Below are 25954 nucleotides of genomic sequence, written 5' to 3' on the forward strand. Positions count from 1 at the left end.
TCGCCTTTACCCGAGAGAAGACCGCTTTCCCATGCCTAGTTCATCTCCACGCTCATTGCTGCGCCTGCTGCTGGTCGGCCTGCTCGCCTGCCTGCTGACACCCCTGGCCAGTGCCGACGAGGCCAAGCGCCTGCGCATCGGCATCACCCTGCACCCTTATTACAGCTACGTCGCCAATATCGTCGGCGACAAGGCCGAAGTCGTGCCGCTGATTCCGGCCGGTTTCAACCCGCATGCCTACGAGCCCCGTGCCGAAGACATCAAGCGCATCAGCGGCCTGGACGTGGTCGTGCTCAATGGCGTCGGCCATGACGACTTCGCCGACCGCATGATCGCCGCCAGCGAAACGCCGAACGTCCCGGTGATCGAAGCCAATGAAAACGTGCCTTTGCTGGCCGCCACCGGCGTCGCCGCCCGCGGCGCCGGCAAGGTCGTGAACCCGCACACCTTCCTGTCGATCAGCGCCTCGATTGCCCAGGTCAACAACATCGCCCGGGAACTGGGCAAGCTCGATCCGGCCAACGCCAAGACTTACACGCAGAACGCACGCGCCTACGGTAAACGCCTGCGGCAGATGCGCGCCGACGCCCTGGCCAAACTGACCCAGGCGCCAAACGCCGAACTGCGGGTGGCTACGGTGCACGCGGCGTATGACTACCTGCTGCGCGAATTCGGCCTCGAAGTGACCGCCGTGGTCGAGCCGGCCCATGGCATCGAGCCGAGCCCGAGCCAGCTGAAAAAGACCATCGACCAGTTGCGCGAGCTGGATGTGAAAGTGATCTTCTCGGAGATGGATTTCCCATCCACATACGTCGAGACCATCCAGCGTGAGTCCGGGGTGAAGTTGTACCCGCTGTCGCACATCTCCTATGGCGAATACACGGCTGACAAGTATGAAAAGGAAATGACCGGCAACCTCGATACCGTGGTCCGGGCCATTCAGGAGTCCGGCGCATGACGGCTAAAGAAACCATCAGTACACAACCCTCCGGACCAACTGACACCGAATCCCCTGTGGGAGCGAGCTTGCTCGCGAAGGCGGTGGGTCAGTCAACATCATTGCCCAATGACACACCGCAATCGCGAGCAAGCCCGCTCCCACAGGGTTTGGGTCCGACCCTGGATTTTGCGGAGGTCAGTCTGACGCTGGGCCGCACGACGATCCTCGACCAGGTGACTTTCCAGGTCCAGCCCGGCAGCGTGCATGCGCTGGTCGGCCCCAACGGGGGCGGCAAGAGTTCGCTGATCAAGACCCTGCTCGGGCAGATGCCGCATCAGGGTCGCTTGAGCCTGCAATGGCCGGGCACGCCCGGAACCATCGGCTATGTGCCGCAAGCACTGGAATTTGACCGCGGCCTGCCGATGACCGTTGACGACTTCATGGCGGCGATGTGTCAGCGGCGTCCGGCGTTCCTCGGTTTGAGCAAGCATTACTCGGCAGCGATCGGTGAAGCACTGGAACGGGTCGGCATGCAGAACAAGCGCAAACGACGCATGGGCGCCTTGTCCGGCGGCGAACGCCAGCGCGTGTTGCTGGCGCAGGGGCTGATTCCGGCGCCGCAATTGCTGGTACTCGATGAACCGATGTCGGCCCTCGATGAGGCGGGCATCCAGGTGTTCGAACGGTTGCTCGGCGACTGGCGCCGGAGCGGCATCACCGTGCTGTGGATCGAGCATGACCTGGAAGCGGTCGGACGCCTGGCGGATCGCGTCACCGGGCTCAATCGCCGGGTGCTGTTCGATGCCACGCCGAAACAGGCACTGACGCCGGAACGTTTGCTGACCCTGTTCTCCACCCATCCACGGAGCGCTGTCTGATGAGTTACGAAGCCTTTCGCTTGATGGTCCAGGGGTGGGCCTCGTCGGGTTATCTGCCCGAGGCGCTGGCCTATGGGTTTGTGGTCAACGCGCTGCTCGCCGGTTTGCTGATCGGCCCGGTACTGGGCGGCCTGGGCACGCTGGTGGTGGTCAAGCGCTTCGCGTTTTTCTCCGAAGCGGTGGGTCACGCGGCATTGACCGGCGTGGCCATCGGCATCCTGCTCGGAGAACCCTACACCGGACCTTACGGCAGCCTGTTCGGCTACTGCCTGTTGTTCGGCATCTTGCTCAACTACCTGCGCAACCGCACCGGCCTGGCGCCGGATACCTTGATCGGCGTGTTTCTCTCGGTGTCCCTGGCGCTGGGGGCGAGTCTGCTGCTGATACTGGCGGGCAAAATCAACGTGCACATTCTGGAAAACGTATTGTTCGGCTCGGTGTTGACGGTCAACGGCAATGACCTGCTGGTGCTGGCCATCGTCGGTTCATTGGTCATGGCGCTGGCCTTGCCGTTGTACAACCGCATCATGCTCGCCAGTTTCAACCCGCAACTGGCGGCGGTGCGCGGTGTGGCGGTGAAAACCCTGGATTACCTGTTCGTGATTCTGGTGACCCTGATTACCGTAGCCGCGGTTAAAGTCATCGGCGCGATTCTGGTCGGCGCCCTGCTGGTGATTCCAGCGGCGGCGGCACGCTTGCTGAGCCAGTCGCTCAAGGGTTTCTTCTGGTGTTCGGTATTGATCGCCACGGTCAGCACGCTGTGCGGGATTCTCGCGCCGATTGTCTTCGACCTGCCTATTCCGTCCGGCGCCGCGATCATCCTGGTAGCCGGCATCGCCTTCGCCCTGGCCGCCATTGCCCGTGGTGTTGTCCCCAGTCTGAAAGGGAACCTTGGATAAATGTGTTTTTCTCTGCGTCAATTGAGCCTGGCCATAGCCCTGTGCGGGCTGGTCCATACATCCTTTGCGGCGGATGGTGCCAAACCGTTGCGCGTGCTGGCGTCCTTGCCGATCACTTACGGTCTGGGCGAAGTCTTGCTCAAGGGTACTGACATCAGCCTTGAACGGGCGGCGCCGGCGAACCTGCCTGGCAGCCGTCAGACTGCCTACTTCACCGGACGTGGGGCGCCGGCGCTGGCCAAATTGGCGAGCGATGCCGATGCGGTGATTGGTCTGCGTTCGCTGTGGGCGGATGATCCGCTGTACCCGATCTCCCGCCGCAGCAATATCCGTATCGTCGAAGTCGATGCCGCCCGCCCGGTGGACGGCGCCCTGCCCGGCATCGCCGTGCAGCCGGACAACAAGGTCGACGGGTTGAACAGTCAGCCGTGGTTTTCCAGTAATAACATGGGGCGGATGGCGGACGTGATGGCGGCGGATCTGGTACGCCTGGCGCCGGAGGCCAGGCCGCAGATCGAGGCCAACCTGGCGGCGCTGAAACAGCGCCTGCTCAAGTTCAGCGCAGACAGTGAAGCGCGGCTGGCCAATGCCGACAACCTCAGTGTGATGAGCCTCAGTGATCACTTCGGCTACCTGACCGGTGGCCTCAACCTGGAGCTGATCGGCGTCGATGCGCGGCCGGATGCCGAGTGGACACCTGAAGCGCTCAAGGCATTGGGCGCGACGCTGAAAGACAATGACGTGGCGGTGGTGTTGCATCATCGACAGCCGTCAGAGGCGGTGAAAGCGGTGATTGCCGAGGCTGGGAGTCGGTTGGTGGTGTTGAGCGTGGATGCGGCGGATCCGGTGGCGGAGCTGGAGGGGAATGTGGATTTGGTGATCAAGGGATTGAGCGGGGGATAGTCAGTTAATTCGCGTCATCGTTCTTCGCGAGCAAGCCCGCTCCCACATTGGATCTCTAGCGATCACAAATTCTGAGTTCGCCAGAGATCCAATGTGGGAGCGGGCTTGCTCGCGAAGGCGGCTTGATAGGCAACACAAATCCCAGACCTGAAAAAGCCCGCTGACTGTCATCTTCAGCGGGCTTTTTTTGCATGACTGACTCAGTGCGTCACAGCCGCCTGCTCTTCCATCTTCTGCCGCAAGCTCAGCGGACGCATGTCGGTCCAGGTTTCCTCGATGTAGGCCAGGCATTCCTTTTTCAGACCGCTCTTGCCCACGGTGCGCCAGCCGGCAGGCACGGCCTTGTAATCGGGCCAGATCGAGTATTGCTCTTCGTGGTTGACCACGACCTGAAAGAGGATGTCCTCGCGGTCGAATACTGACGTCATGGTGTGTCTCCATCGCTGTAGGGGTGGGCTGCACTGCGTGCGCAGCCGGTCTGTAGAAGGAACGTTCGAGGAGCGGGAAAATTTACAGGCTGGCGGTCGCCGCAGCCATGGCCCGGCCGAAAATCTCGGCGACCCGATCGATTTCCGCGGCGGTAATCACCAGTGGTGGCAGGAAGCGCACCACACCGCCGTGACGGCCACCAAGTTCGAGGATCAGCCCGCGCTTGAGGCATTCGCGCTGCACCAGCGGCGCCAGGCGAGCAAAAATCGGCGGGTGCCCCTGGACATCCGGCGCGCCGGTCGGATCGACCAGTTCCACGCCAAGCATCAAGCCGCGCCCGCGAATATCACCCAGTTGCGGGAAGTCCCGCTGCAGGATGCGCAGGTGTTCGCTCAAGCGTTCGCCCATGGCGGCAGCGTGCTCGCAGATGCGGTGTTCGGTCAGGTAACGCATCACCGCGGAGCCCGCCGCCATCGCCAGCTGATTGCCGCGGAACGTCCCGGCATGGGCGCCCGGCAGCCAGGTGTCGAGCCAGTCGCGATAGACCACCACCGCCAGCGGCAGGCTGCCACCGATGGCTTTGGACAGCACCACCACATCAGGAATGATCCCGGCATGCTCGAAAGCAAACATCTTGCCGGTGCGGGCAAATCCGCTCTGGATCTCATCGACGATCAGCGCCACGCCCGCCTGTTCGGTAATCCGCCGCAGACCGCGCAGCCAGTCGAGATCGGCCGGGATCACCCCGCCCTCGCCCTGCACCACTTCGACGATTACCGCCGCCGGCAACTGCACGCCGGCTTCCGGGTCATTGAGCAGGTTCTCCAGGTAATTGAGATTGACCTGTACCCCTTGCGCGCCACCGAGACCGAACGGGCAGCGGTAATCGTAGGGGTACGGCATGAACTGCACGCCGTTACTCAGCAAGGCACCCAAGGGTTTTTTCGGCCCCAGACTGCCCATCAGGCTCAGCGCGCCCTGGCTCATGCCGTGGTAACCGCCCTGGAACGACAGCACCGTGCTGCGGCCGGTGGCGGTGCGCACCAGTTTCAATGCAGCTTCCACAGCGTCGGTGCCGGTGGGGCCGCAGAACTGGATTTTCGCTTCAGCGGCCAAGGCAGGTGGTAGCAGGCCGAACAGATCCTGGACAAACTGATCCTTGACCGGGGTGGTCAGGTCAAGGGTGTGCAACGGCAGTTCATCGCTCAGCACTTGCTGGATCGCTTCGATCACTACCGGGTGGTTATGCCCCAGCGCCAGCGTGCCAGCGCCGGCCAGGCAGTCGATGAACGTACGACCCTCGACGTCCTCGACGTAGAGGCCTCTGGCGCGTTTGAGTGCCAGTGGAATGCGTCGCGGGTAGCTGCGGGCATTCGATTCCTGCTGGCTCTGACGGGCCAGCAACGGCGATTCGTTGAAGTGATAAAGCACCTCGGTCGGCGCCGGAGTGATCCGGGCCGGCTGATCTTCCACAAGGCTGGTAGCGACTGACATCTCTCGACCCCTAAAAAGGTTTTCCTGTTGTGGAAACGCATCGGCGCCTCGGGGATTTAGCCCCCAGACCCGCTTTCATGAAGGTGACGACAGTCCCTTGTGCATGGGAATGGCCCGCAGCCCTGCCACCGCGAAGGTTCTGGCGCAAGGCCGATAACCCAGGTGGCGATAAAAGGCTTCGCTGGTTCGAGTACTGTTGAGCCGGGCCTGGCGCAAGCCCCGGCCGATCAACCAGCCCTCGAGGTCGCGCACCAGCGCGCGCCGGCTCCTCGGCGAAACCATTCCGGTTGCACGTAACAGAAGGCGACCCTGCCGCTGATCGCCGCCATGGCGACGCCGACCGGCTTGTCCTGCAACAGGGCGATGTTCAGATACAACCGTTGGTCGGTCAGCCACGGCAACACGTGGGCGATGGTCTTGTTGTGGGTCCAGTTGGCGACCGTTCGCGCATTGTTGCGGTGATCGAGCGCACAACCGACACGGATGGAGCGCTCGACGATGCGGCTGATGATGCCGGCATCGGCGGGGGTTGCCTTGCAGATGAGTATCGATGCTTCCATGGCGTTGTCACCTCAATCCATTGAGTCAAAACTGGCGAAGACGATAGCGCCGGTGGGGGCTCGAATGCCAATGGAGAGGCGTTACATTTGATGAGCTGGGGGAGCCGGCTTGCTGGCGAAGGCGGCGGCACATCCAACATTAAGGTGACTGAAAGGACGCCTTCGCTGGCAAGCCAGCTCCTACAGGGGGGTGTGGTGTTGGTTAGATCGGTTGCAGCGGCATGGTCAACTTGACCCGCAACCCGTCCGGCCGGCTGTCGAAATGCAGGGTACAACCGCAGCGCTGGACGATGGCCTGGACAATCGCCAGTCCCAGGCCACAGCCGGTGCTCTGGCCGTTGCGCCAGAAACGCTGGGTCAGGTGTTGCAGATCCTCTTCGGCAATGCCCGGGCCATGGTCGCGCACCACAAACTGCACGCTATTACCGGTGGTTTCCAGACTCAGCTCCACCGGCCCGTCACCGGGGGTGTGACGCAGGGCGTTGTCCAGCAGGTTGCGCAGTGCCGCGATGGACAATACGGCCGGCATTTGCACCGGGGCATGGGAAATCTTCGGCGGGACCTGGAATCTGATGCGCTGGCGGTCACCGCTGGCGGCGTCCTGAATCGCCAGTTTAGCCACTTGCTCGGCGCTGCATTGCGCACCATCGTCGAACGACAGACTGCCCTCGACCCGCGCCAGCAGCAGCAATTGTTCAAGGGTCCGGTGCAGGCGATCGGCGCCTTCTTCGGCCCGGGCCAGGGACTGATCCCGGGCGGCGCCTTCGGTCATGCGCGCCACTTGCAGGTGCGTCTTGATCGCTGTCAGCGGGCTGCGCAACTCGTGGGCCGCGTCACCGGTCAGGCGGCGCTCGCGTTCGATGGTCTTGCCGATCCGCTGCAACAGCTGGTTCTGGGTGTCGAGCAAGGGTTGCAGTTCACTGGGCAACGGCTGGATCTGCAACGGCTCCAGGGAATCGGCATTGCGCCGTTTCAACGCATCGCGCATGCGATTGAGCGGCGCCAGCCCCTGGCCGATGCCCAGCCAGAGCAGGCACAGGCAGCCAAGCAACGCCACGCCTACCGGCACCGAGGCGGCCAGCAGGATCGACATGTTCAGGGCTTCGCGCTCGATTTGCCGGTCGGCGGTGGTGATGCGCAGATCGCCGCGGGCCAGGGTGAAACTGCGCCACGGCGTGCCGTCGATCATCTGATCGTGAAAGCCCATCTTCTCGGCTTCCAGGGTTTGTTGCGGGTCGGTGTGACTGCGGGCGAGGATTTCGCCGCGCAACGAGCTGACCTGACACGCCATGCCGCCGGGGATAGTCAGTTGCTCGGCGCTGAAATGGGTGCCTTCGCCCTTGCTCGGCAACGCCGGCAATTGCTCCATCAGGCCGGCGACCATGCGCGCCGACGCCACCAGCCGCTGGTCGAGGGAAAACATCATCTGAATACGCAGGTCGCTGAGCATCCAGGCCGCCGCCAGCGCCCAGATCAGCGCAAAAGCGGCGCCCAGCGTGAGGCTCAGGCGCAAACGCAGGCTCATCACTTCGATTGATCTCCGCCGTCCGCCGGCCCCAGGCGATAACCCAGGCCGCGCACCGTTTCGACGATGCCATTACCGAGTTTGCGCCGCAGGTGATGGATGTGCACGTTGAGGGCGTTGCTTTCCAGTTCGTCGTTGAAGCCGTAGACACTGTCCTTCAGTTGCTCGGTGGACAGCACCCGGCCGCGGTTATGCAACAAGGCCTGCAACAGTGCCTGCTCGCGACGCGACAGGTCCACCGGCTGGCCGCCGAGCATGGTTTCGCGACTGCTCGGATCGTACGTCAGCGCACCGTGTTCGATCAGGTTGACGCTGCGCCCGGCCACCCGGCGCAACAAGGTGTGCAGGCGCGCCGCGAGCTCACGCAAGTCGAACGGCTTGAGCAGGTAATCGTCGGCACCGGCCTGCAAACCGTCGACCCGGTCGGTGACCGAGTCCCGCGCGGTGAGGATCAGCACCGGAATCTCCAGGCCATGATGGCGCAACTGCTGCAGCAGTTTCAGCCCGTCCTCATCGGGCAGGCCAAGATCGAGCACCATCACGTCGAACTCGGCGACCTTGAGCATCGCCCGGGCAGCAGAGGCCGTGGCGACGTGCTCTACCGTCAGCCCCTGGGCGGTGAGGCCGGCGACAATGCCGCTGGCGATCAGCTCATCGTCTTCGCAAACCAGTACGTGCATGCTCAACCCTGTGGATAAAAGGTGATTAGGCCGGCGCCCGATTAAGCGGACATTATGCCGCAAGTGCCACGGCGACAAGACCATCGCGGTTAATCATCGGTTAATCGCCATTCGCCACTGTGCACATCACTTGCACAGGGACAAGGCCTACCCATGCTTCGACTGTTTGTATTTTTTGCTCTCTTGATCTCGGGCCTGGCCCAGGCAGGGACTGATCCGTTCGCGACCAAACCGGACTTTCTTCCCGTCGGCAAAGCGTTCGTTTTCACCTCTGAACGTCTCGAAAGCGGTGAAACCCAGCTTTATTGGCAGATCGCCGACAATTACTACCTCTATCAACAGCGCCTGAAATTCGACGGATTATCCCCGGAGTTCAAACCTGCGTTGCCCGAGGGCGAGTCGCACAGCGATGAGTTTTTCGGCGAGCAGCAGGTCTATCGCCAGGGCCTGGAGCTGAAGATTCCAGCGGGGGCCACGGGCCAGATCAAGGTGGGTTTCCAGGGCTGTGCCGATGCCGGCCTGTGTTATCCGCCGCAAACCCAGATGGTGGATCTGGGTGGAAGCGCTGCCACATCGGCCGTTGACGAAGCACCCGATCAAGCCTTGGCCAGCGGCCTGCAACAGCGGGCACTGGGCTGGAGCCTGCTGGTGTTCTTCGGTCTGGGACTGCTGTTGGCTTTCACCCCTTGCACGCTCCCCATGTTGCCGATCCTCGCCGGTTTGATTGTCGGCAGTGGCGCCACGCCCCGACGCGGATTCGCCTTGGCCAGCAGCTATGTGATCTGCATGGCGCTGGTGTATGCGGCGATGGGTGTGCTGGCGGCGCTGCTTGGCGCAAATCTGCAGGCATTGCTGCAGAACCCCTGGTTGCTGGGCACTTTCGCTGCGGTGTTTGTGCTGCTGGCGTTGCCGATGTTCGGCTTCTTCGAGTTGCAATTGCCGGTAGCCGTGCGCGATCGCCTGGAAAATGTCTCTCGCAACCAGCGCGGCGGCAGCCTCATCGGCGCGGGTGTCCTGGGGGCCGTCTCCGGTTTGCTGGTGGGCCCCTGCATGACCGCTCCGCTGGCCGGCGCCCTGCTCTACATCGCGCAAAGCGGCAATGCGCTGCATGGCGGGCTGATTCTGTTCGCCATGGGCATCGGCATCGGCATCCCGCTGCTGTTGCTGGTGACGGTCGGCAATCGCTTTCTGCCGAAACCCGGCGCGTGGATGAACCTGCTCAAAGGCGTGTTCGGTTTCCTGTTCCTCGCCACTGCGCTGCTGATGCTGCGTCCGGTGCTGGCCGAATCCCTGTGGGTCGGGCTGTGGGGTGCTTTGTTGTTGATCGCCGCCTACAGCGCCTGGAAACAGTCGGATGGGTTCGGGCGCGTCGCTCACCTGTTCGGCGCCAGTTCGCTGTTGCTGGGCTTGTGGGGCAGTCTGTTGATGATCGGTGCCGCGGGCGGCAGTGATGATATTTACAAGCCGTTGCAGGTCTATAGCGCGAGCAACCCGGGCAGCGTCGCGAGCCCTGTCGGTCACGACGCCTTCACCACAGTCAAGGACCCCGCCGCCCTGCAACGGGAGCTCGATGCGGCGCAGGCTCAAGGCCAATGGGTGCTGCTGGACTACTACGCCGACTGGTGTGTGTCGTGCAAGGTCATGGAAAAACAGGTGTTCGGCAAAGCCCATGTGCTGCAAGCCTTGAGCGACGTGCGTTTGCTACGGCTGGACGTCACCGCCGACAATGCCGCCAGCCGCGAATTGCTCACGCGGTATAAAGTGCCGGGGCCACCGAGCCTGCTGTGGATCGGCGCCGACGGCCTCGAACGCCGCAGCCAGCGCATCACCGGCGAGGTCAATGCCGACACCCTCCTGCAACGTTGGACCACCACCCGAGACGCGCATTAATGCTGACTTTTACCCTCGGCACCTTTGCCATTGCGCTGAACCACCTGCTGTTGATCAGCGCCTTGGCGCTGGCGACTTTTGTCGGCTGGCGGGTGGCCAAGCGCGGGGGCGAGAATCCCGAGTCGGCGCTGTTCAGTCTGTTCCTGCTGGGCATGCTGGCGGCGCGGGTGGGGTTTGTCGCCCGTTACTGGACCCATTATCGGGACGATCCGTGGCAGATGATCGACCTGCGTGACGGCGGTTTCCTGGCCTGGCCGGGGGTGATCGTGCTGCTGCTCGCCGCCTTGTACCGAGGCTGGCGTCGCCCCGGCTTGCGCCGCCCCCTGGGATTTGGCGTGGCCGGCGGTCTGGCGTTCTGGCTGCTGGCGACGTACTCCCTGACGATTTACGAGCAAGGCACACGCCTGCCGGACATCACCCTGCGCAATGCCGCGGGGGAAACCGTGCAACTGGCCGACTACAAGGGCGGCCCGCTGGTCATCAATCTCTGGGCCACCTGGTGCCCGCCCTGTCGCCGGGAAATGCCGGTGCTGGAAAACGCCCAGCAACAACGCCCGGACCTGACCTTCCTGTTCGTCAACCAGGCCGAAAGCATGCAAAGCGTCAGCACCTATCTGGAAACCCAGGGCCTGAGCCTGTCCAACGTCCTGTTCGATGGCGGCGGCCGATTGGGCCAGGCCGTCGGCTCCATGGCATTGCCGACTACGCTGTTCTATAGCCCCGAAGGTCGCTTGCTGGGCAGCCACCTGGGAGAACTGTCGGATGCCAGCCTGGCCCGCGCCCTGGAAAGCTTCGACACCTCTAATCCTGCCACACCCGCCACTTCTTCAAGGAAACTGCCATGCCCCGCCTCCGCCACCTGTTAATGCTGACCCTGGGTGCCACCCTGCTGCACCTGCCGTCGGTGCAGCTGCCGAAGAACTGCCCGAAGCGATCAAGAAGATCGAAGCCAAAGGTGCGAAAATCGTCGGCCAATTCGATGCTCCCGACGGTTTGCGCGGCTATGCGGCGCAGTACCAGAACCGGGGCATGGCACTGTACCTGACGCCGGATGGCAAGCATGTTCTGCTGGGCAATCTGTATGACGCCCAGGGCAATGACCTGAGCAGCGAGCCATTGCAGAAGCTGGTTTATGCACCGATGGCGAAAGAAGTCTGGGCCAAACTGGAAACCAGCAACTGGATCGCTGACGGCAATAAAGACGCACCGCGGGTCGTCTATATGTTCAGCGACCCGAACTGCCCTTACTGCAATATGTTCTGGGAACAGGCCCGGCCGTGGGTGAAGGCCGGCAAGGTGCAGCTGCGCCACATCATGGTCGGCATCATCCGTGAAGACAGCCCGGGCAAATCGGCGGCGCTGCTGGCTGCCAAGGACCCGCAGAAAGCCTTGCAGGACCATGAAGGTGCCGGCAAGGGCAGCTCGCTCAAGGCCTTGAAAGAAGTGCCGCCGGCGATTCAGGCGAAACTTGCAGCGAACATGCAGATGATGGAAGAGCTGGAGTTGTCTGCGACCCCGGCGATTTTCTATATGGATGACAAGGGTGAGCTGCAACAGCAGCAAGGTGCGCCGTCGCCGGACAAATTGGTGAAGATTCTCGGGCCCAAGTAGGAGCGAGCTTGCTCGCGATGGTCGTCAACGATAACGCGTTCTTTCAGGATGCATGCGTTGTACTTGCGTTTTTCGCGAGCAAGCTCGCGCCTACAGGGGGCTGCGATTTTTTTTCAATGCTCCGCTGAATTGCTCTGGGCCAAAAACGTCAGCAGTTCATCTGTGACGAACTGCGGATTCTCCAGATTGGAGATATGCCCCGCCTCCGGCACCAGCACGTAAGGGCATCCGATCAACTCGGCCATTTCCCGGGTTTCCGCCGGCGGCCGCGGTTGATCCTGGTCCCCACACATCAGCAGCGTGGTCTCAGCGTCCAGCTCGCCCAGGCGCGGCAGCAGGTCATCCCGGCCAAACGTGATCCGCCCCATCGGCACGATGCTTTGGCGCAGACGCTCCGACGGCAGCGCCGCCAACGACGCACGGAAATCCTGATAAAGCGCCGACTCCCGGTCGATATCGGGATGGAAGAAGATCGGCACAATGATATCCAGCAGCTGTGGCGTGATCACGCCGGTCTCTTCGATCTGCTTCAACAATGAGAAATAATATTCACGGGTCGGATCCGGCTCGTTACCGAGATAGCTGTCCATCAGCACCAGGCCGTTGATTCGCCCGGGCGCCGACAAGGCCAGGCGCGCGCCCCACATGCCACCCACCGAAAGCCCCACCAGCGTGACGCGCTCGATGTCCAGATGATCGAGCAAGGCCAGGCCCTGACGAGCGATGTCATCCAGTGAAGTGGTTGTTTGCGGTATCGGCCCGGACTGGCCATGGCCCCACAGGTCCGGGGCGATCACCCGGTAGTGTGGCGACAGGGCGGCAATCTGCGGCGCCCACATGGCCTGGTCCCACAGATAGCTGCCGGCCAGCAGCACTGCCGGGCCAGTGCCTTGATCGATGTAGTGAAGCGGTTGTCCATCTATTGTGACGAAGGGCATTGACTGATTCCTTGGTGAAGTGCGGTTCACTGAAAGAGCCGAGGCAGCGTGAGCTGGCCGGAAACAGCAGTCAACGCGCGAATATTCGCAAAATGTGCCGGCCCCTTCGCGAGCAAGCCCGCTCCCACAAGGGGCGATGGCGTACACATATATTGCGCACACTATCGATCCCTGTGGGAGCGGGCTTGCCCGCGAAGGGGGCATTACAGACGCGGGAGAACTACAACCCTTCCAGTTCCGCCATCAGATCATTGAGGCGATCCACCTTCTCCTCGGTGATGTCACTCGCTGCCAACCCATCGATGTGCTCGGCCAATTCCTCCACCGTGCTGCACTCGAACATCGCCCGCAGCGGCACATCGCGTTGCAAAGTTTTCTGCACCCGCGAAGCAATCTGCGTCGCCAGCAGCGAATGCCCACCCAGTTCGAAGAAGTTGTCGCGAATGCCGACCTTCTCGACTTTCAGGACTTCGGCCCAGATACCCGCCAACGTCTGCTCCAACTCGTTACGCGGTGCCTGGTAGTCCTGGCTCTGCAACTGACCGATCTCCAGCGCCGGCAGGGCCTTGCGGTCTAGTTTGCCGTTGGCGTTGAGCGGCATCCGCTCGAGCCACAACCAGTGCAGCGGCACCATGTATTCCGGCAGCTCGGCGCGCAGGCGTTGCTTGATGCGCTCCAGGTTTTCGCTCGGATCCAGCGCCGAGTCAGCCGCTACCAGGTAGCCCACCAGATGCTTGCCGTTCACCCCTTCCTGCACGCCGACCGCCGCTTCACGGACTTGCGGTTGCTCATGCAAACGGGCTTCGATTTCACCCAGTTCGATGCGGTAACCGCGAATCTTCACTTGATGGTCGATGCGCCCGACGTACTCCAGCACGCCATCACTGCGACGCCGGGCCAGGTCACCGGTGCGATACAGGCGATCGCCCGGCGCACCAAACGGGTTTGGCACAAACACCTGCGCGGTGCGCAACGGGTCGCCGACATAACCGCGACCCACCCCGGTACCCGCGACGCACAACTCGCCCACCGCACCCAAGGGCACCAATTCCAGCGCGCCATCGAGCAGGTACAAACGGTTGTTGTCGGTTGGCGTACCGATCGGCAAGTAACTGCCGCGCGTCGACGCCAGGTCCACACGGAAGAAGGCCACGTCATCCGAGCACTCCGCCGGGCCATAGGCATTCACCAGTCCGATGTCCGGGTAGCGCAGCAGCCATTGGTGCGCCAGTTCCGGTGGCATCGCTTCACCCGTCGGCAGCATCCAGCGCAGACCGTCGAGGCTCATGCGTTCCTGGGCGAGCATGCCCTGGATCAGCGACGGCACGCTTTCCAGCACGGTGATGCCCTGGCTCTGGACATGGGCCAGCAAACCTTGCGGGTCATGGGCGATGGTGTTTGGCACGATGTCCACCCGCGCCCCGAACAACGGTGCGGCAAGGAACTGCCAGACCGAAATGTCGAAGCTTTGCGAAGCGGTTTGTGCGATCACATCGGCATCGCTCAGGTTCAGATACGGCACCTTGCTCAACTGGTTATTCAGCATGCCGCGCTGCTCGACCATCACCCCCTTCGGCAGTCCGGTGGAGCCGGAGGTGTAGATCACGTAGGCAAGGTTGTCCGGCCCGCTGCAGACGCCCGGATTGGCAATCGACGCAGCGCTCGCCTGAACGTCTTCCCAGACCAGCAATCGAGGTCGATCGGCACAACCGAACTCATCCAGCAATGCCAGCGCCTGCTCGCGGCAGGCCTCAGTGCAGACCAGCAACGGGGTACGGCTCAAGTCGATGGTCCGGCTCAAACGCTGGCTTGGCAGTCCCGGATCCAGCGGCAGGTAACCGGCGCCTGCCTTGAAGCTGCCGATGATCATGCCCAGCAACTCGAGGTTGCGTTCGGCCAGCAACGCCACCGGCTGATCCGGCCCGACACCGGCGGCAAGCAGCGCATGGCCGAGACGATTGCTGCGGTGGTTCAGCTCAAGGTAACTGTGCTGCCGATCCAGGCAACTGGCGGCAATCCGTTGTGGATGCCGGGCCACCTGCACTTCGAACAACTCGACGTAACTCTGCTCCAGCGGGTAATCGTGCTCGCTCTGGTTGCAGCCATGGAGCAGGAAGTCCTGTTCCTCGGCACCCAACAGCGGCAGATCAGCCATGTCGCCATGGAAGCCTTCGACCAGCGCCAACAGCAAACGCTTGAACTCGCCGAGCATGCGCTCGATGGTCGACTCGTCGAAGTAACGCTGGTCGTAAGACAGGTGCAAGCCCAGGTCGTCGCCCGGATAGCACACCGCGGTCAGCGGGAAATTGGTGTGGGTACGGCCCGAATCCGACGTGGCATTGAGGCTTTGCGCACGGTCCAGCACCGAGACTTCCACCGGGGCGTTTTCGAACACGAACAGGCTGTCGAACAACGGCTGGCCCTTGGGCAGCTCGCTGTGTTCCTGAATGTTCACCAGCGGCAAGTACTCGTACTCGCGCAACTGCATGTTGCTGTCGAGCAAGCCGCTCAGCCACTGGCGCACGCTGCAACGCTGGTCGTCTTGCGGCATCGGCACCCGCAGCGCGATGCTGTTGATAAACAGCCCGACCGTGCGCTGCATCTCGGGCATGTCCACCGGACGCCCGGCCACCGTGACGCCGAACAGCACGTCGCGATCACCGCTCAAGCGCCGCAATACCAGGGCCCACGCCGCCTGGGCAAAGGTGTTGATGGTCAGTTGATGCGCCTGGGCCAGTTCGCGCAGTCGCGCACCGTCACGGGCATCGAGCCGGGTGTAGCGGTCGCCGACGAGCATGCCGCCGCTGTCACCGGCATGTTCGCGCAGGAACGGCCGGTCACTCGGGATCGGCGTGGTGCGTTCGAAACCTTGCAGGTTGTGCTTCCACCACTGCCGAGCCTCGGCCAGGCTCTGGCGTTGCAGCCAGCCGATGTAATCGCGATAACGCGGCGGCACCGCCAGCTGCGCTTGCCGGCCTTCGCCAAGGGCGCTGTAGATGTCGAAGAAGTCGTTCATCAGCAGCGAACGGCACCAGGCATCGATCAGGATGTGGTGGTTGCTCATCATGAACCAGTAGCGCGCCGCGCCCACCCGGATCAGACGCAGGTGGAACGGTGCCTGGTTGAGCAGATCGAAACCGGCCTCGCGCTCGCTTTTGAGCAGCGCCTGCAACCTCGGCTCTTGCTCGGCCTCGGCGATAGCGCTCCAGTCCAGGTACTCGATCGGCGTGCTGCCCGGCTTGTGGATCACTTGCAGCATGTCTTCGCCGACGTTCCAGCAGAACGACGCACGCAAGGCTTCATGACGGGCGATCACCGCTTGCCAGGCCTGGGCAAAACGCTGCGGGTCGAGCTCGCTGTTGATGCGGTAGCGATCCTGCATGTAGTAGAGGCCGGTGCCCGGCTCCAGCAGGGTGTGCAGCAACATGCCTTCCTGCATCGGCGTCAGCGGGTAGACGTCTTCAATGACCGCAGCCGGCACCGGCAGCGCATCGAGTTGCGGCTGGGTCAGCCTGGCCAGCGGGAAATCCGACGGCGTCAGGCCGCCCGCGTCGTCCTGCAGGCAATGCTCGATCAGGCTCTGCAATTCACCGAGGTAGGCATCCGCCAGCGCACCGATGGTCTGCGGATCATGACGTTCGCCGCTGAAGGTCCAGCGCAGCAGCAGCTCACCGCCGTACACCTGACTGTCGATGCTCAGCTCGTTGGGCAGCGGCGCTTTCGGGTCGTGCGCGGCACCGAGCGGTTCATCCAGCGGACGGAACAGTGCAGCGTCGCCGAAACTCTGATCGAACTGGCCAAGGTAGTTGAAGGTGACAGGCGCCACCGGCAGTGCAGCCATGGCCTGGCGGCAGGGCTCATCGGCCAGGTAGCGCAATACGCCGTAACCCAGGCCTTTGTGTGGCACCGCGCGCAGTTGTTCCTTGATCGCCTTGATCGAGGCGCCCTGCTCTTCCATTGGCAGCAGGCGCAATGGAAAAGCGCTGGTGAACCAGCCAACGGTGCGGGTCAGGTCGATCTCGTCGAACAGGGTCTCGCGGCCGTGGCCTTCGAGTTGAATCAGCGCCGATTCGTGACCACTCCAGCGGCACAGCACGCGGGCCAATGCAGTCAGCAGCAAGTCGTTGACCTGGGTGCGATAGGCGCTCGGTGCCTGTTGCAGCAGTTGCCGAGTGCGCTCGACATCGAGGCGCACGCTGACGGTTTGCGCATGACGATTCTGCCGGCCACCCGCCGGTCGGTCGCACGGCAATTCAGCACGGTTACCGGCCAGTTGCGACTGCCACCAGCTCAATTCCTCGCGCAGGGATTCACTGCCGGCATACGCTTGCAAACGTGCTGCCCAATCCTTGAATGCACTGGTTTTTGCCGGCAGTTTGACGGACTGTCGAGCATCCAGTTGGCGATACACCGTTTGCAGATCGTCCAGCAACACCCGCCACGAAACCCCGTCCACCACCAAGTGGTGAATGGCGATGAACAGCCGCTGTTGCGCCTCGGGACCATCGACCAGCAGCGCGCGCATCAGCGGCCCTTGCGCAAGGTCGAGGCTGCGCTGGGCATCGGCGAAGAGTACCGCGCATTTGTCCATGGACGCAACGCGCACTTGCCACAGCACCGGCGCGTCGGAAATCGCCTGGTGCCCGGCCTGCCATTGGCCTGCCTTTTCAGAGAACCGCAAACGCAAGGCGTCGTGCTGCTCGATCACTGCCAGCAGCGCCGCTTCGAGGCGATGGGGTTCCAGCGCCACAGCGGGTTCCAGCAGCAACGCCTGGTTCCAGTGCTGACGCTGGGGGATTTCAGTGTCGAAGAACCAGTGCTGGATCGGCGTCAGCTGCGACTCACCGGTGATCAGGCCTTGTTCGGCGCTGAGCTGTTCGGCATGGGTCGCCACGGCCGCCAGGGTCTGCACGGTCTGGTGCTGGAACAAGTCCCGCGGGCTGAAGTGAATGCCCTGTTGCCGCGCGCGGCTGACCACCTGGATCGACAGAATCGAGTCGCCGCCCAGTTCGAAGAAGTTGTCGTTGAGCCCCACCTGCCCGACGTTCAGCACTTCGCACCAGATGTCGGCCAGGGTCAGTTCAAGCGCGTTGCCCGGTGCCACGTACTGTTGGCGGTTCTGTTCCGGATCCGGTGCCGGCAGTGCGCGGCGGTCGAGTTTGCCGTTGGCGGTCAGCGGCCATTGAGCCAGCAAGGTCAGGTGCGCGGGCACCATGTAATCCGGCAGTTGCGCTTTGAGGTGCGCCTTGAGGGATTCGCGCAGTTCGGCTTGTTGCCTTTCGTGCTGCTCGGCGAACTCGGTGACAACGTAGCCGACCAGTTGCTTGCCGCTCGGCGCGTCGAGCGCCAACACCACCGCTTCACGGACCGATTCGTGTTCCAACAGACGGGTTTCGATTTCGCCCAGCTCGATGCGGAAGCCGCGAATTTTCACTTGATGGTCAATCCGCCCCAGGTACTCCACCAGGCCATCGGCGCGCTGACGCACCAGGTCGCCGGTGCGGTACAGACGCCCACCATGGGCGGCGAACGGATCGGCGACAAAACGCTCGGCGGTCATGCCCGGACGCTGGTGATAACCCTGCGCCAGACCGGCGCCGCCGACATACAACTCGCCCGTCGCGCCTTGCGGCACCAACGCCAGATCGGCGTCGAGGATGTAGGCCACGCGAGCGCCGATCACACTGCCGATCGGTACGCTGCCCAGGCCCTCTGCCAACTGTTCCGGCGCCAGGCTGGCCAGCGGCATGACCACGGTTTCGGTCGGGCCGTAGGCGTTGAAGAACAGGCTCGGCTTGAACGCCGCGCGGATTCGCTGCAGGTGTTCGCCGGTCAGGGCTTCGCCGCCGGTGATGCACATGCGCACCGGGAGCGTCTCGTTTCGAGTCGCCAGCCATTGCGCCAACTGGCTGCCGTAGCTCGGCGTGAAGCCGAGGATGTTGATGCGGTGGCGGCGAATCAGACCGCAGATTTCTTCCGCATCCCACTGGCCTTGAGCACGCAGGACGACCTGAGCACCGCTCAACAGCGGCACCAGCAAACGCTCGGTGGCCGCGTCAAAGTTGATCGAATAGAAATGCAGCTCGCAATCGTCGGGGCGCATGCCGAAACGTTCGATCACGGCGCGACAGTGCATGGCGATTTCGCCGTGGGACACCACCACCCCTTTGGGTTTGCCGGTGGAGCCGGAGGTATAGATCAAGTAGGCCTGATGTTGCGGCAGGCTGATAAACGGCAGCTCGGTAGCCGGGTAATCGGCCAGCTCGGCGGCGTCCTCTTCCAGGCACCAGCGGGCGACAGTGGACGGCAACTCACCGAGCGCATCGAACATCGCCGCATCGCTGAGCAACAAACCGATGCCGCTGTCTTCGATCATGTAGTGCAGGCGATCCAGCGGGTATTCCGGGTCCAGCGGCACGTAGGCGCCGCCCGCCTTGAGGATCGCCAGCAAGCCGATGACCATTTCCAGCGAACGCTCAAGTGCCAGGCCCACCCGGACCTGCGGGCCCACCCCGCGTTCACGGAGCATCCAGGCCAGGCGATTGGCGCGGCTGTCGAGTTCGGCGTAGCTCAGGGTTTTACCGGCAAAGGTCAGTGCCGGCGCATCCTTGCGCACCAGCGCCTGCTCGCTGAACAGATGATGGATGCACTGATCCAGGCGATGCTCGCCCGGTTCGACGCCGAGGCTGTCGAGCAGGTGTTGCTGTTCGCTCGCGTCCAGCAACGGCAACTCACTGAGGCGCTGTTGCGGATCGGCCAGCAGCGCTTCCAGCAGATTGCGCCAATGCCCGGCCATGCGCGCAATGCGCGGTTCGTCGAACAGGTCGGTGCTGTAGGTCAGGCAGCAACCCAGGCGGTGATCGAGGTCGGTGACTTCCAGGTTGAGGTCGAACTTGGTCGCCCGGGCATCGTTGGCCAGGTACTCGACGGTCATGCCGGCCAGGGTACGGCTCTGCTGGAACTCCCAGCGTTGCACGTTGCACATCACCTGGAACAGCGGGTTGTACGCGGCGCTGCGCGGTGGTTGCAAGGCCTCCACCAGATGGTCAAACGGCAGGTCCTGATGGGACTGGCCCTCGATCACCCTGTGGCGAACCTGCTCGAACAACTCGCCGACGGACATCTGGCCGTCGAGCTGGCAACGCAGCACCTGGGTGTTGAGGAACGCACCGATCAGCCCTTCGCTTTCCGGACGGATCCGGTTGGCGACAGGGGCGCCGATACGCAGGTCGTTCTGGCCGCTGTAGCGGTAAAGCAGCACGGCCAGCGCGGCGGTCATGGTCATGAACAGGGTCAGGCCGTGGTGTGCGTTGAAGGCGCGAACCCGGGCGGCAAGCTCATCGCTGAGGTCGAAACGATACAGTTCGCCCTGATGACTTTGCACCGGCGGCCGCGGACGGTCAGCGGGCAATTCCAGCAGCGGATGTTCGCGACCCAATTGTGCGGTCCAGTAGTCGAGCTGGCGCTGGCGTTCACCGGACTCCAGCCACTGGCGCTGCCAGACGCTGTAATCGAGGTACTGCACCGGCAGCGGTGCCAGCGGCGATTCGCGGTCCTCGACAAAGGCTTCGTACAGCGCGCTCAACTCCCGGGCGAAGATGTCCATCGCCCAGCCTTCGGTGACGATGTGGTGCAGGGTCAGGACCAGGTAATGTTCCTGCTCGGCGGTCTTGACCAGGCAGGCGCGCAGCAGCGGCCCGGTTTCCAGATCGAATGGCGTGTGGGCTTCGCTGTCGGCCAGTTGCTGGACCCGTTGCTCACGGCTGTCGGCATCCAGCGCGGAGAAATCTTTGCAGTCCATGCGCAGGCCGGTGTCGGCATGCACCTGTTGCCGGGCCACGCCATCGACGCTCGGGAAGGTCGTGCGCAGGGTTTCGTGGCGCATGATCAGCGCTTGCAATGCCGCCTCGAAACGTCCGACGTCGAGTACCCCGCGCAACCGCGCCATGCCCCCGACGTTATAAGCCGGGCTGTCCGGTTCCAGCTGCCAGAGGAACCACATGCGCTGCTGGGAGTAAGACAACGGTACCGGTTGGCTGCGGTCGACTGTCTCGATCGGTGGTTGCTTGTTCGTGTTGCCGCTGGCTTGAATCAGCTGCACCTGTTCGGCAAACGCCCCCAGTTCACTGTGCTCGAACAACGCCCGCAGCGGCAACTCGACGTCGCAGGCCTGACGGGTACGGGAAATGATTTGCGTGGCCAGCAGCGAGTGGCCGCCGAGGGCGAAGAAATCGTCGCGCAGACCGATCTGCGCAAGGCCCAGGACTTCGCGCCAGATGCCGGCGATTTGCTGTTCCAGCGCGGTGACCGGGGCGACGTGTTCGCTGGCTTGCCACTGGGGTTCCGGCAAGGCGCGACGGTCGAGTTTGCCGCTTGGACTCAGGGGCATTTCGTCCAGGCGCATCAGCTGCGCCGGGACCATGTACTCAGGTAACTCGGCGGCCAGCGCGGTTTTCAGGCGTGCGGTTTGAGCATCAATGTCTTCTGAGCAATCCGTGGTGGTGTAGTAACCGATCAACTGTGCGCCTGCCACCGTTTCGCGGACCACCACGACTGCCTGAGCGACACCGTCCTGTGCCAGCAAACGCGCCTGGATTTCTTCCGGTTCAACCCGGAAGCCACGCAGTTTGACCTGCTGGTCGAGACGACCGAGGTAGTCGATCACCCCATCGGAGGTCCAGCGCGCACGGTCACCGGTGCGATACAGACGCGCACCCGGTTCGCCCAGCGGATCGACCACGAAGCGTTCGGCGGTCAGGCCCGGACGGCCCAGATAGCCTCGGGCCAAACCGATGCCGCTGATGCACAGTTCGCCCGGCACACCGGCCGGCACCGGATTGAGATCAGCGTCCAGCACGCGGCACACCACGTTGCCCAGCGGGCGCCCGATCGGCGAGCGTTCGCCATCGGCGGCTGTGCACGGCCAATGAGTGACGTTGATCGCTGTTTCCGTCGGGCCATAGCGGTTGTGCAATTGCACCGCCGGCAGGTGTGCCAGCACCCGGTTGCGCAGCTCTGCGGGCAAGGCTTCACCACCGGAAAACACCCGACGCAGGCTGGTGCATCCGGCACTTAGCGGCTCGTCGATGAACAACGCCAGCAACGGTGGCACGAAGTGCAGCGTGGTCACGCCATAGGTTTGAACGAGTTGCGCAATGCGCTGCGGATCACGGTGTTCGCCGGGACCGGCCAGCAGCAAGCGACTACCGGTGATCAACGGCCAGAAGCATTCCCACACCGACACGTCGAAGCTGATCGGCGCTTTTTGCATCAGCACGTCGGTGTCGTTCAGGCGATAGGTGTCCTGCATCCATTGCAGGCGTTCGGCGAGGGCCGCGTGAGTGTTGCCGACGCCCTTGGGTTGACCGGTAGAACCTGAGGTGTAAATCACGTACGCCAGGTTGTCGCCGTGCACATGCAGGCCCGGCGGGTGGCTCGGCCAGCCATCCAGATGCAAAGCGTCCATGGCAATTGCGCTGACACCGTCGGCAGCCGGCAAACGCTCGAGCAATCCGGTCTGGGTCAGCAGCAATTCGGCGCCGCTGTCGTTGAGCATGTAGGCCAGGCGTTCGGCCGGGTAATCCGGGTCCAGCGGCACATAGGCGCCACCGGCCTTGATAATCGCCAGCAGGCCGATCAGCAGTTGCGGCGAACGCTCGACGGCAATCGCTACGCACACATCCGGCCCGACACCTTTGTCGCGCAGGTAATGGGCCAGGCGATTGGCCTGGCCGTGCAGTTCGGCGAAGTCCAGTTGGCCGCCATCCCACATCAACGCGATGCGCTCGGGAGTCAGGCGCGCCTGTTCGTGGAGCAGCTGCGGCAACCATTGGCTGGCCGGCGTACAGGGTGCCGCGCTCCAGGCCGTTTGCTGGTGGAGCTCACTGGGCGCCAGCAGTTGCAGGTCGGCGATGGCGGTGTCCGGTTGCGCGCAGACGGCCCGCAGCAGGTTGCTGAAATGCTCGGCCAGACGCTCGATGGTGGCGGCATCAAACAGTTCGCTGGCGTAGTCGAAGGACAGGCTCAGGCGACCGTTGCGGTCTTCTTCACTGTGCAGTTGCAGATCGAACTTGGCTTCGCGGCTGTGCCATGGCAGCTCTTCGGCGAGCAGCCCGGGCAGGCGTTTCAATGCGCCGAGGTCGCGTTGCTGGTGGTTGAACATGACCTGGAACAAGCCTTGTTCGCGAGCTTGCGGGAAGGCTTCGAGCAGTTGTTCGAACGGCAGGTCCTGATGCGCTTGTGCGCCCAGCGCGGCCTGACGGGTCTGCGCCAGCAGTGCAACGAATGGCTGTCGCGGATCGACCTCGGCGCGCAGCACCTGGGTGTTGATGAAGAAGCCGATCAAGCCTTGGGTTTCCAGGCGCGGACGGTTGGCGTTGGGCACGCCGATGCGGATGTCGCGCTGGCCACTGTAGCGGTGCAGCAGGCTCTGGAACGCCGCGAGCAACAGCATGAATGAAGTGGATTGGTGAGCCTGGGCGGTCTGGCGAATGGCATCGCTCAACGTTGCGCCAAGCTTGATGGAATGACGGGCGGCACTGTGGCTGTGCTGCGCCGAGCGCGGGTGGTCGGTGGCCAGGCTCAGAGTCGGTTGCTCACCACCCAACTGTGTTTTCCAGTAGGCCAGTTGCCGCTCGCCCTCCCCTTGCGCCAGCCATTGGCGCTGCCAGCTGCCGTAGTCGGCATAGTGCGTGGGCAATGCCGCAAGCGTCGCTGGTTGTCCCTGGGAAGCGCCAGCGTACAGGCGCGAGAACTCGTCGATCAGCACGTTCAGCGACCAGCCATCGGCGATGATGTGGTGCAGCGTCACCAGCAACTGGTGATCCTCATCATCGAGGCGCACCAGCGTCACGCACAGCAGCGGGCCCTTCTCCAGGTCGAACCGGGTGCGGGCCTGGTGCTCACGGATTTGCAGCGCGCGGGCTTCACGCTCGGCGGCTGGCAGGGCGCTGATGTCGATCAATTGCAGATTGAATTCGGCGGCGGAATCGACCTGTTGCAGTGCCACGCCGTCACGTTCGAAGAAGCGTGTGCGCAAGGATTCGTGACGCTCGATCAGGTGCTGGAAACTGGCGCGCAACGCTTCTTGATCCAGCTCGCCGCGCAGGCGCAAGGCGCCGGGAATGTTGTAGGCGCTGCTCTGCGGGTCCAGTTGCCAGGTGATCCACAGACGGTTTTGCGCCAGGGATTGCACCATGGCTTCGCTGCGCGACAGAGGGGTGATCGAGCCTTGGGCCGGGCCAGCGTCCTGTTGCTGTTTCACCACTGCAGCGGTAAACGCCCCGAGGGTTGGCGCTTCGAACAACAGGCGCAGGTTCAGTTCCAGGCCCAGTTCTTCGCGCAGACGCGCGACCACTTGCGTGGCGGCGATGGAGTTGCCGCCCAACAGGAAAAAGTGATCGTCGGCGTTGACCTGTTTGATCTGCAGTTGCTCGCACCAGATCTGGCCGATCAGGGTTTGCAGCTCAGAGCCCGATTCGGTTTGCGCGTCACGCTCGCTGGCCTCCGCCGGAAATAGCGCATAGCTGTCGAGGCTGCCGTCCGCCAGACGATCGCGGCACGCCGAGCGTTGCAATTTGCCGCTGGAGGTCTTGGGCAGCGCGCCCGGATTGAGCAGCACCACCACACCCGGCGCCTCCTGGTACGCCTCGGCCACCGCTTGGCGAATGGCTTTGATCAACGCCTCGGGCGCAAGGATTTTTTGCACGCTGCGGCTGATTTCCGCCGCGATGCCGATGCCTTCCTGCCCTTCGATGTTCACGGCGAACGCGGCGACGCGACCTTTGCGCACCACTTCCACTTCGCGCTCGATAGTCTGTTCGATGTCCTGCGGATAGAGGTTGTGCCCGCGCACGATCAGCAGGTCTTTCAGGCGCCCGGTGATGAACAGTTCCCCGTCACGCATAAAGCCCAGGTCGCCGGTACGCAGCCAGGTACGGCCGTTGTGTGGCACGAAAGTCTTGGCGCTGGCCTCGGGGTTGCGCCAGTAGCCGTGGGCGATGCTCGGACCGCAGGCCCAGACTTCGCCGACGGTATTGTCAGCCAGTTCGTTGAGCGCCGAGGGATCGACGATCAGTATGGCGTGATCCGGTTGGCCGAGGCCGCAGCTCATGATTGCGCCGCCCTCGCCCGGCTCGACTCGGTTTTGCGCCAAGGCCCGATCGTCTACCCGCAGGTTGCCGATACCCTGACTGCGAGGGCTGCCGGCAACGAACAGCGTGGCTTCGGCCAGGCCATAGGACGCCATGAAACTGTCTGGAGTGAACCCGCAAACGTCGAACTTCTCGGCAAAGCGCTCCAGCGTGTCGAGGCGAATCGGTTCGGAGCCGGAATACGCCACGCGCCAACCGCTCAGGTCGAGGCGCGCCAGGGCCGATTCGCTGACCCGCTCGCTGCACAACCGATAGGCAAAATCCGGCCCGCCGCTGATGGTGCCGCCGTATTCGCTGATCGCTTCCAGCCAGCGCAACGGCCGGCCGAGGAAGTAGGCCGGCGACATCAGGATGCACGGCACGCCGCTGAAAATCGGCTGCAGCAGACCGCCGATCAGACCCATGTCGTGGTACAGCGGTAACCAGCTGACGATCACATCGTCAGGGTTCAGGTCGATGCCGAAGCCGTGGCGAATCAGCAATTCGTTCGCCACCAGGTTGGCGTGGCTGACCTGCACACCTTTAGGCAAGGCGGTGGAGCCGGAGGTGTATTGCAGGAAGGCGATGTGAGCGTCTTGCAGGTCCGGCTCGACCCAACGCTCGGCCAGGGCGCTGTCGAGGGTATCGACGCACAACAACGGCGGCGCGCCTTCGATGTGCAACAACGAATCCCGCAGGCCGGCGCTGGTCAGCAACAGACGCGGTTCGGCATCGCTGATGATCGACAGCAGGCGCTCCTGGTGATGACGACGGGTCGATTCCGGTGGATAGGCCGGCACCGCGATGACACCTGCATACAGACAACCGAAGAACGCCGCGACGTAATCCGGGCCACTGGGGAACAGCAGCACTGCGCGATCGCCAACATCGGCGTCGGCCTGCAACGCGCCGGCAATGACGCGTGCCCGCTGGTCCAGTTCGCGATAACTGAGCACCACAGCCTGATCCTCGGTTTCGGCGAGAAAACGCAAGGCCACCCGGTCCGGCGTCAGGGCCGCGCGGCGCTGAAGGGCTTGGACCAGTGTGCTGGGGAGTTCGAACGCGTCGGTCATGGG

Annotated in this window: 12 protein-coding genes and 2 pseudogenes; 7 read left to right on the forward strand and 7 right to left on the reverse strand. The window is 63.3% G+C overall.

Going from position 1 to position 25954, the window contains the following annotated elements; genetic code table 11:
* Window positions 1-31 precede the first annotated feature (31 nt).
* The 4 genes from BZ163_RS11260 to BZ163_RS11275 are packed head-to-tail and all read left to right on the forward strand — an operon-like array spanning window position 32 to window position 3620.
* On the forward strand, window positions 32-958 hold the full coding sequence (locus BZ163_RS11260; protein ID WP_128870978.1) for a metal ABC transporter substrate-binding protein: 927 nt from the start codon (window positions 32-34) through the stop codon (window positions 956-958).
* Entirely contained in the window at window positions 955-1818 is an 864-nt protein-coding gene (locus BZ163_RS11265) for a metal ABC transporter ATP-binding protein (RefSeq protein ID WP_128870979.1), read from the forward strand. Before BZ163_RS11260 ends, BZ163_RS11265 begins: the two co-directional genes overlap by 4 nt.
* The gene (locus BZ163_RS11270) at window positions 1818-2717 is read left to right on the forward strand and encodes a metal ABC transporter permease (RefSeq protein ID WP_003226663.1); all 900 of its coding nucleotides are present in this window, start codon (window positions 1818-1820) and stop codon (window positions 2715-2717) included. Before BZ163_RS11265 ends, BZ163_RS11270 begins: the two co-directional genes overlap by 1 nt.
* Window positions 2718-3620 (forward strand): metal ABC transporter solute-binding protein, Zn/Mn family, encoded by a 903-nt coding sequence (locus BZ163_RS11275; protein WP_128870980.1) that lies wholly within the window; start codon window positions 2718-2720, stop codon window positions 3618-3620.
* Window positions 3621-3820: 200 nt separating this feature from the next.
* On the opposite strand, the gene BZ163_RS11280 is transcribed toward BZ163_RS11275, so the two are convergent.
* The 5 genes and pseudogenes from BZ163_RS11280 to BZ163_RS11300 form a co-directional block, all read right to left on the reverse strand.
* On the reverse strand, window positions 3821-4048 hold the full coding sequence (locus tag BZ163_RS11280; protein ID WP_128870981.1) for an MbtH family protein: 228 nt from the start codon (window positions 4046-4048) through the stop codon (window positions 3821-3823).
* Window positions 4049-4130: 82 nt separating this feature from the next.
* A complete protein-coding gene (locus BZ163_RS11285) occupies window positions 4131-5543 on the reverse strand; it encodes an aspartate aminotransferase family protein (RefSeq protein ID WP_128870982.1) in 1413 nt (470 codons plus the stop codon).
* Window positions 5544-5618: 75 nt separating this feature from the next.
* A pseudogene (locus BZ163_RS11290) lies at window positions 5619-6103 on the reverse strand (GNAT family N-acetyltransferase).
* 202 nt (window positions 6104-6305) lie between these two features.
* Window positions 6306-7631 (reverse strand): ATP-binding protein, encoded by a 1326-nt coding sequence (locus tag BZ163_RS11295; RefSeq protein ID WP_128870983.1) that lies wholly within the window; start codon window positions 7629-7631, stop codon window positions 6306-6308.
* Entirely contained in the window at window positions 7628-8308 is a 681-nt protein-coding gene (locus BZ163_RS11300; protein ID WP_128870984.1) for a response regulator, read from the reverse strand. Before BZ163_RS11300 ends, BZ163_RS11295 begins: the two co-directional genes overlap by 4 nt.
* A 153-nt stretch (window positions 8309-8461) precedes the next feature.
* Between BZ163_RS11300 and dsbD the strand changes: the two genes are divergently transcribed.
* From dsbD to dsbG, 3 genes and pseudogenes are all read left to right on the forward strand, one after another.
* Entirely contained in the window at window positions 8462-10198 is a 1737-nt protein-coding gene (gene dsbD / locus BZ163_RS11305; RefSeq protein ID WP_128870985.1) for a protein-disulfide reductase DsbD, read from the forward strand.
* On the forward strand, window positions 10198-11064 hold the full coding sequence (locus tag BZ163_RS11310; RefSeq protein ID WP_128870986.1) for a TlpA disulfide reductase family protein: 867 nt from the start codon (window positions 10198-10200) through the stop codon (window positions 11062-11064). The genes dsbD and BZ163_RS11310 overlap by 1 nt, the downstream gene beginning before the upstream one ends.
* Window positions 11040-11809 (forward strand): annotated as a pseudogene (gene dsbG / locus BZ163_RS11315) (thiol:disulfide interchange protein DsbG). The gene BZ163_RS11310 and the pseudogene dsbG overlap by 25 nt, the downstream one beginning before the upstream one ends.
* Before the next feature lie 113 nt (window positions 11810-11922).
* Here dsbG and BZ163_RS11320 read toward each other — a convergent pair.
* Together BZ163_RS11320 and BZ163_RS11325 are read right to left on the reverse strand one after the other, a co-directional pair.
* Window positions 11923-12747, reverse strand: coding sequence for an alpha/beta fold hydrolase (locus BZ163_RS11320; protein WP_128870987.1), 825 nt, complete (start codon window positions 12745-12747; stop codon window positions 11923-11925).
* A gap of 220 nt (window positions 12748-12967) precedes the next feature.
* Entirely contained in the window at window positions 12968-25951 is a 12984-nt protein-coding gene (locus tag BZ163_RS11325; RefSeq protein WP_128870988.1) for a non-ribosomal peptide synthetase, read from the reverse strand.
* Window positions 25952-25954: the final 3 nt, after the last annotated feature.

Origin of the sequence: Pseudomonas sp. VI4.1 (assembly GCF_002029345.1) — a bacterium.
Taxonomy (GTDB): domain Bacteria; phylum Pseudomonadota; class Gammaproteobacteria; order Pseudomonadales; family Pseudomonadaceae; genus Aquipseudomonas.

Bases quoted from the DNA above. Each gene is read 5' to 3' on its own strand.
- BZ163_RS11275 (WP_128870980.1), top strand. From the start codon at position 2,718: ATGTGTTTTTCTCTGCGTCAATTGAGCCTGGCCATAGCCCTGTGCGGG.
- BZ163_RS11260 (WP_128870978.1), top strand. From the start codon at position 32: ATGCCTAGTTCATCTCCACGCTCATTGCTGCGCCTGCTGCTGGTCGGC.
- BZ163_RS11310 (WP_128870986.1), top strand. From the start codon at position 10,198: ATGCTGACTTTTACCCTCGGCACCTTTGCCATTGCGCTGAACCACCTG.
- BZ163_RS11325 (WP_128870988.1), bottom strand. From the start codon at position 25,951: ATGACCGACGCGTTCGAACTCCCCAGCACACTGGTCCAAGCCCTTCAG.
- BZ163_RS11320 (WP_128870987.1), bottom strand. From the start codon at position 12,747: ATGCCCTTCGTCACAATAGATGGACAACCGCTTCACTACATCGATCAA.
- BZ163_RS11300 (WP_128870984.1), bottom strand. From the start codon at position 8,308: ATGCACGTACTGGTTTGCGAAGACGATGAGCTGATCGCCAGCGGCATT.
- BZ163_RS11270 (WP_003226663.1), top strand. From the start codon at position 1,818: ATGAGTTACGAAGCCTTTCGCTTGATGGTCCAGGGGTGGGCCTCGTCG.
- dsbD (WP_128870985.1), top strand. From the start codon at position 8,462: ATGCTTCGACTGTTTGTATTTTTTGCTCTCTTGATCTCGGGCCTGGCC.
- BZ163_RS11265 (WP_128870979.1), top strand. From the start codon at position 955: ATGACGGCTAAAGAAACCATCAGTACACAACCCTCCGGACCAACTGAC.
- BZ163_RS11285 (WP_128870982.1), bottom strand. From the start codon at position 5,543: ATGTCAGTCGCTACCAGCCTTGTGGAAGATCAGCCGGCCCGGATCACT.
- BZ163_RS11280 (WP_128870981.1), bottom strand. From the start codon at position 4,048: ATGACGTCAGTATTCGACCGCGAGGACATCCTCTTTCAGGTCGTGGTC.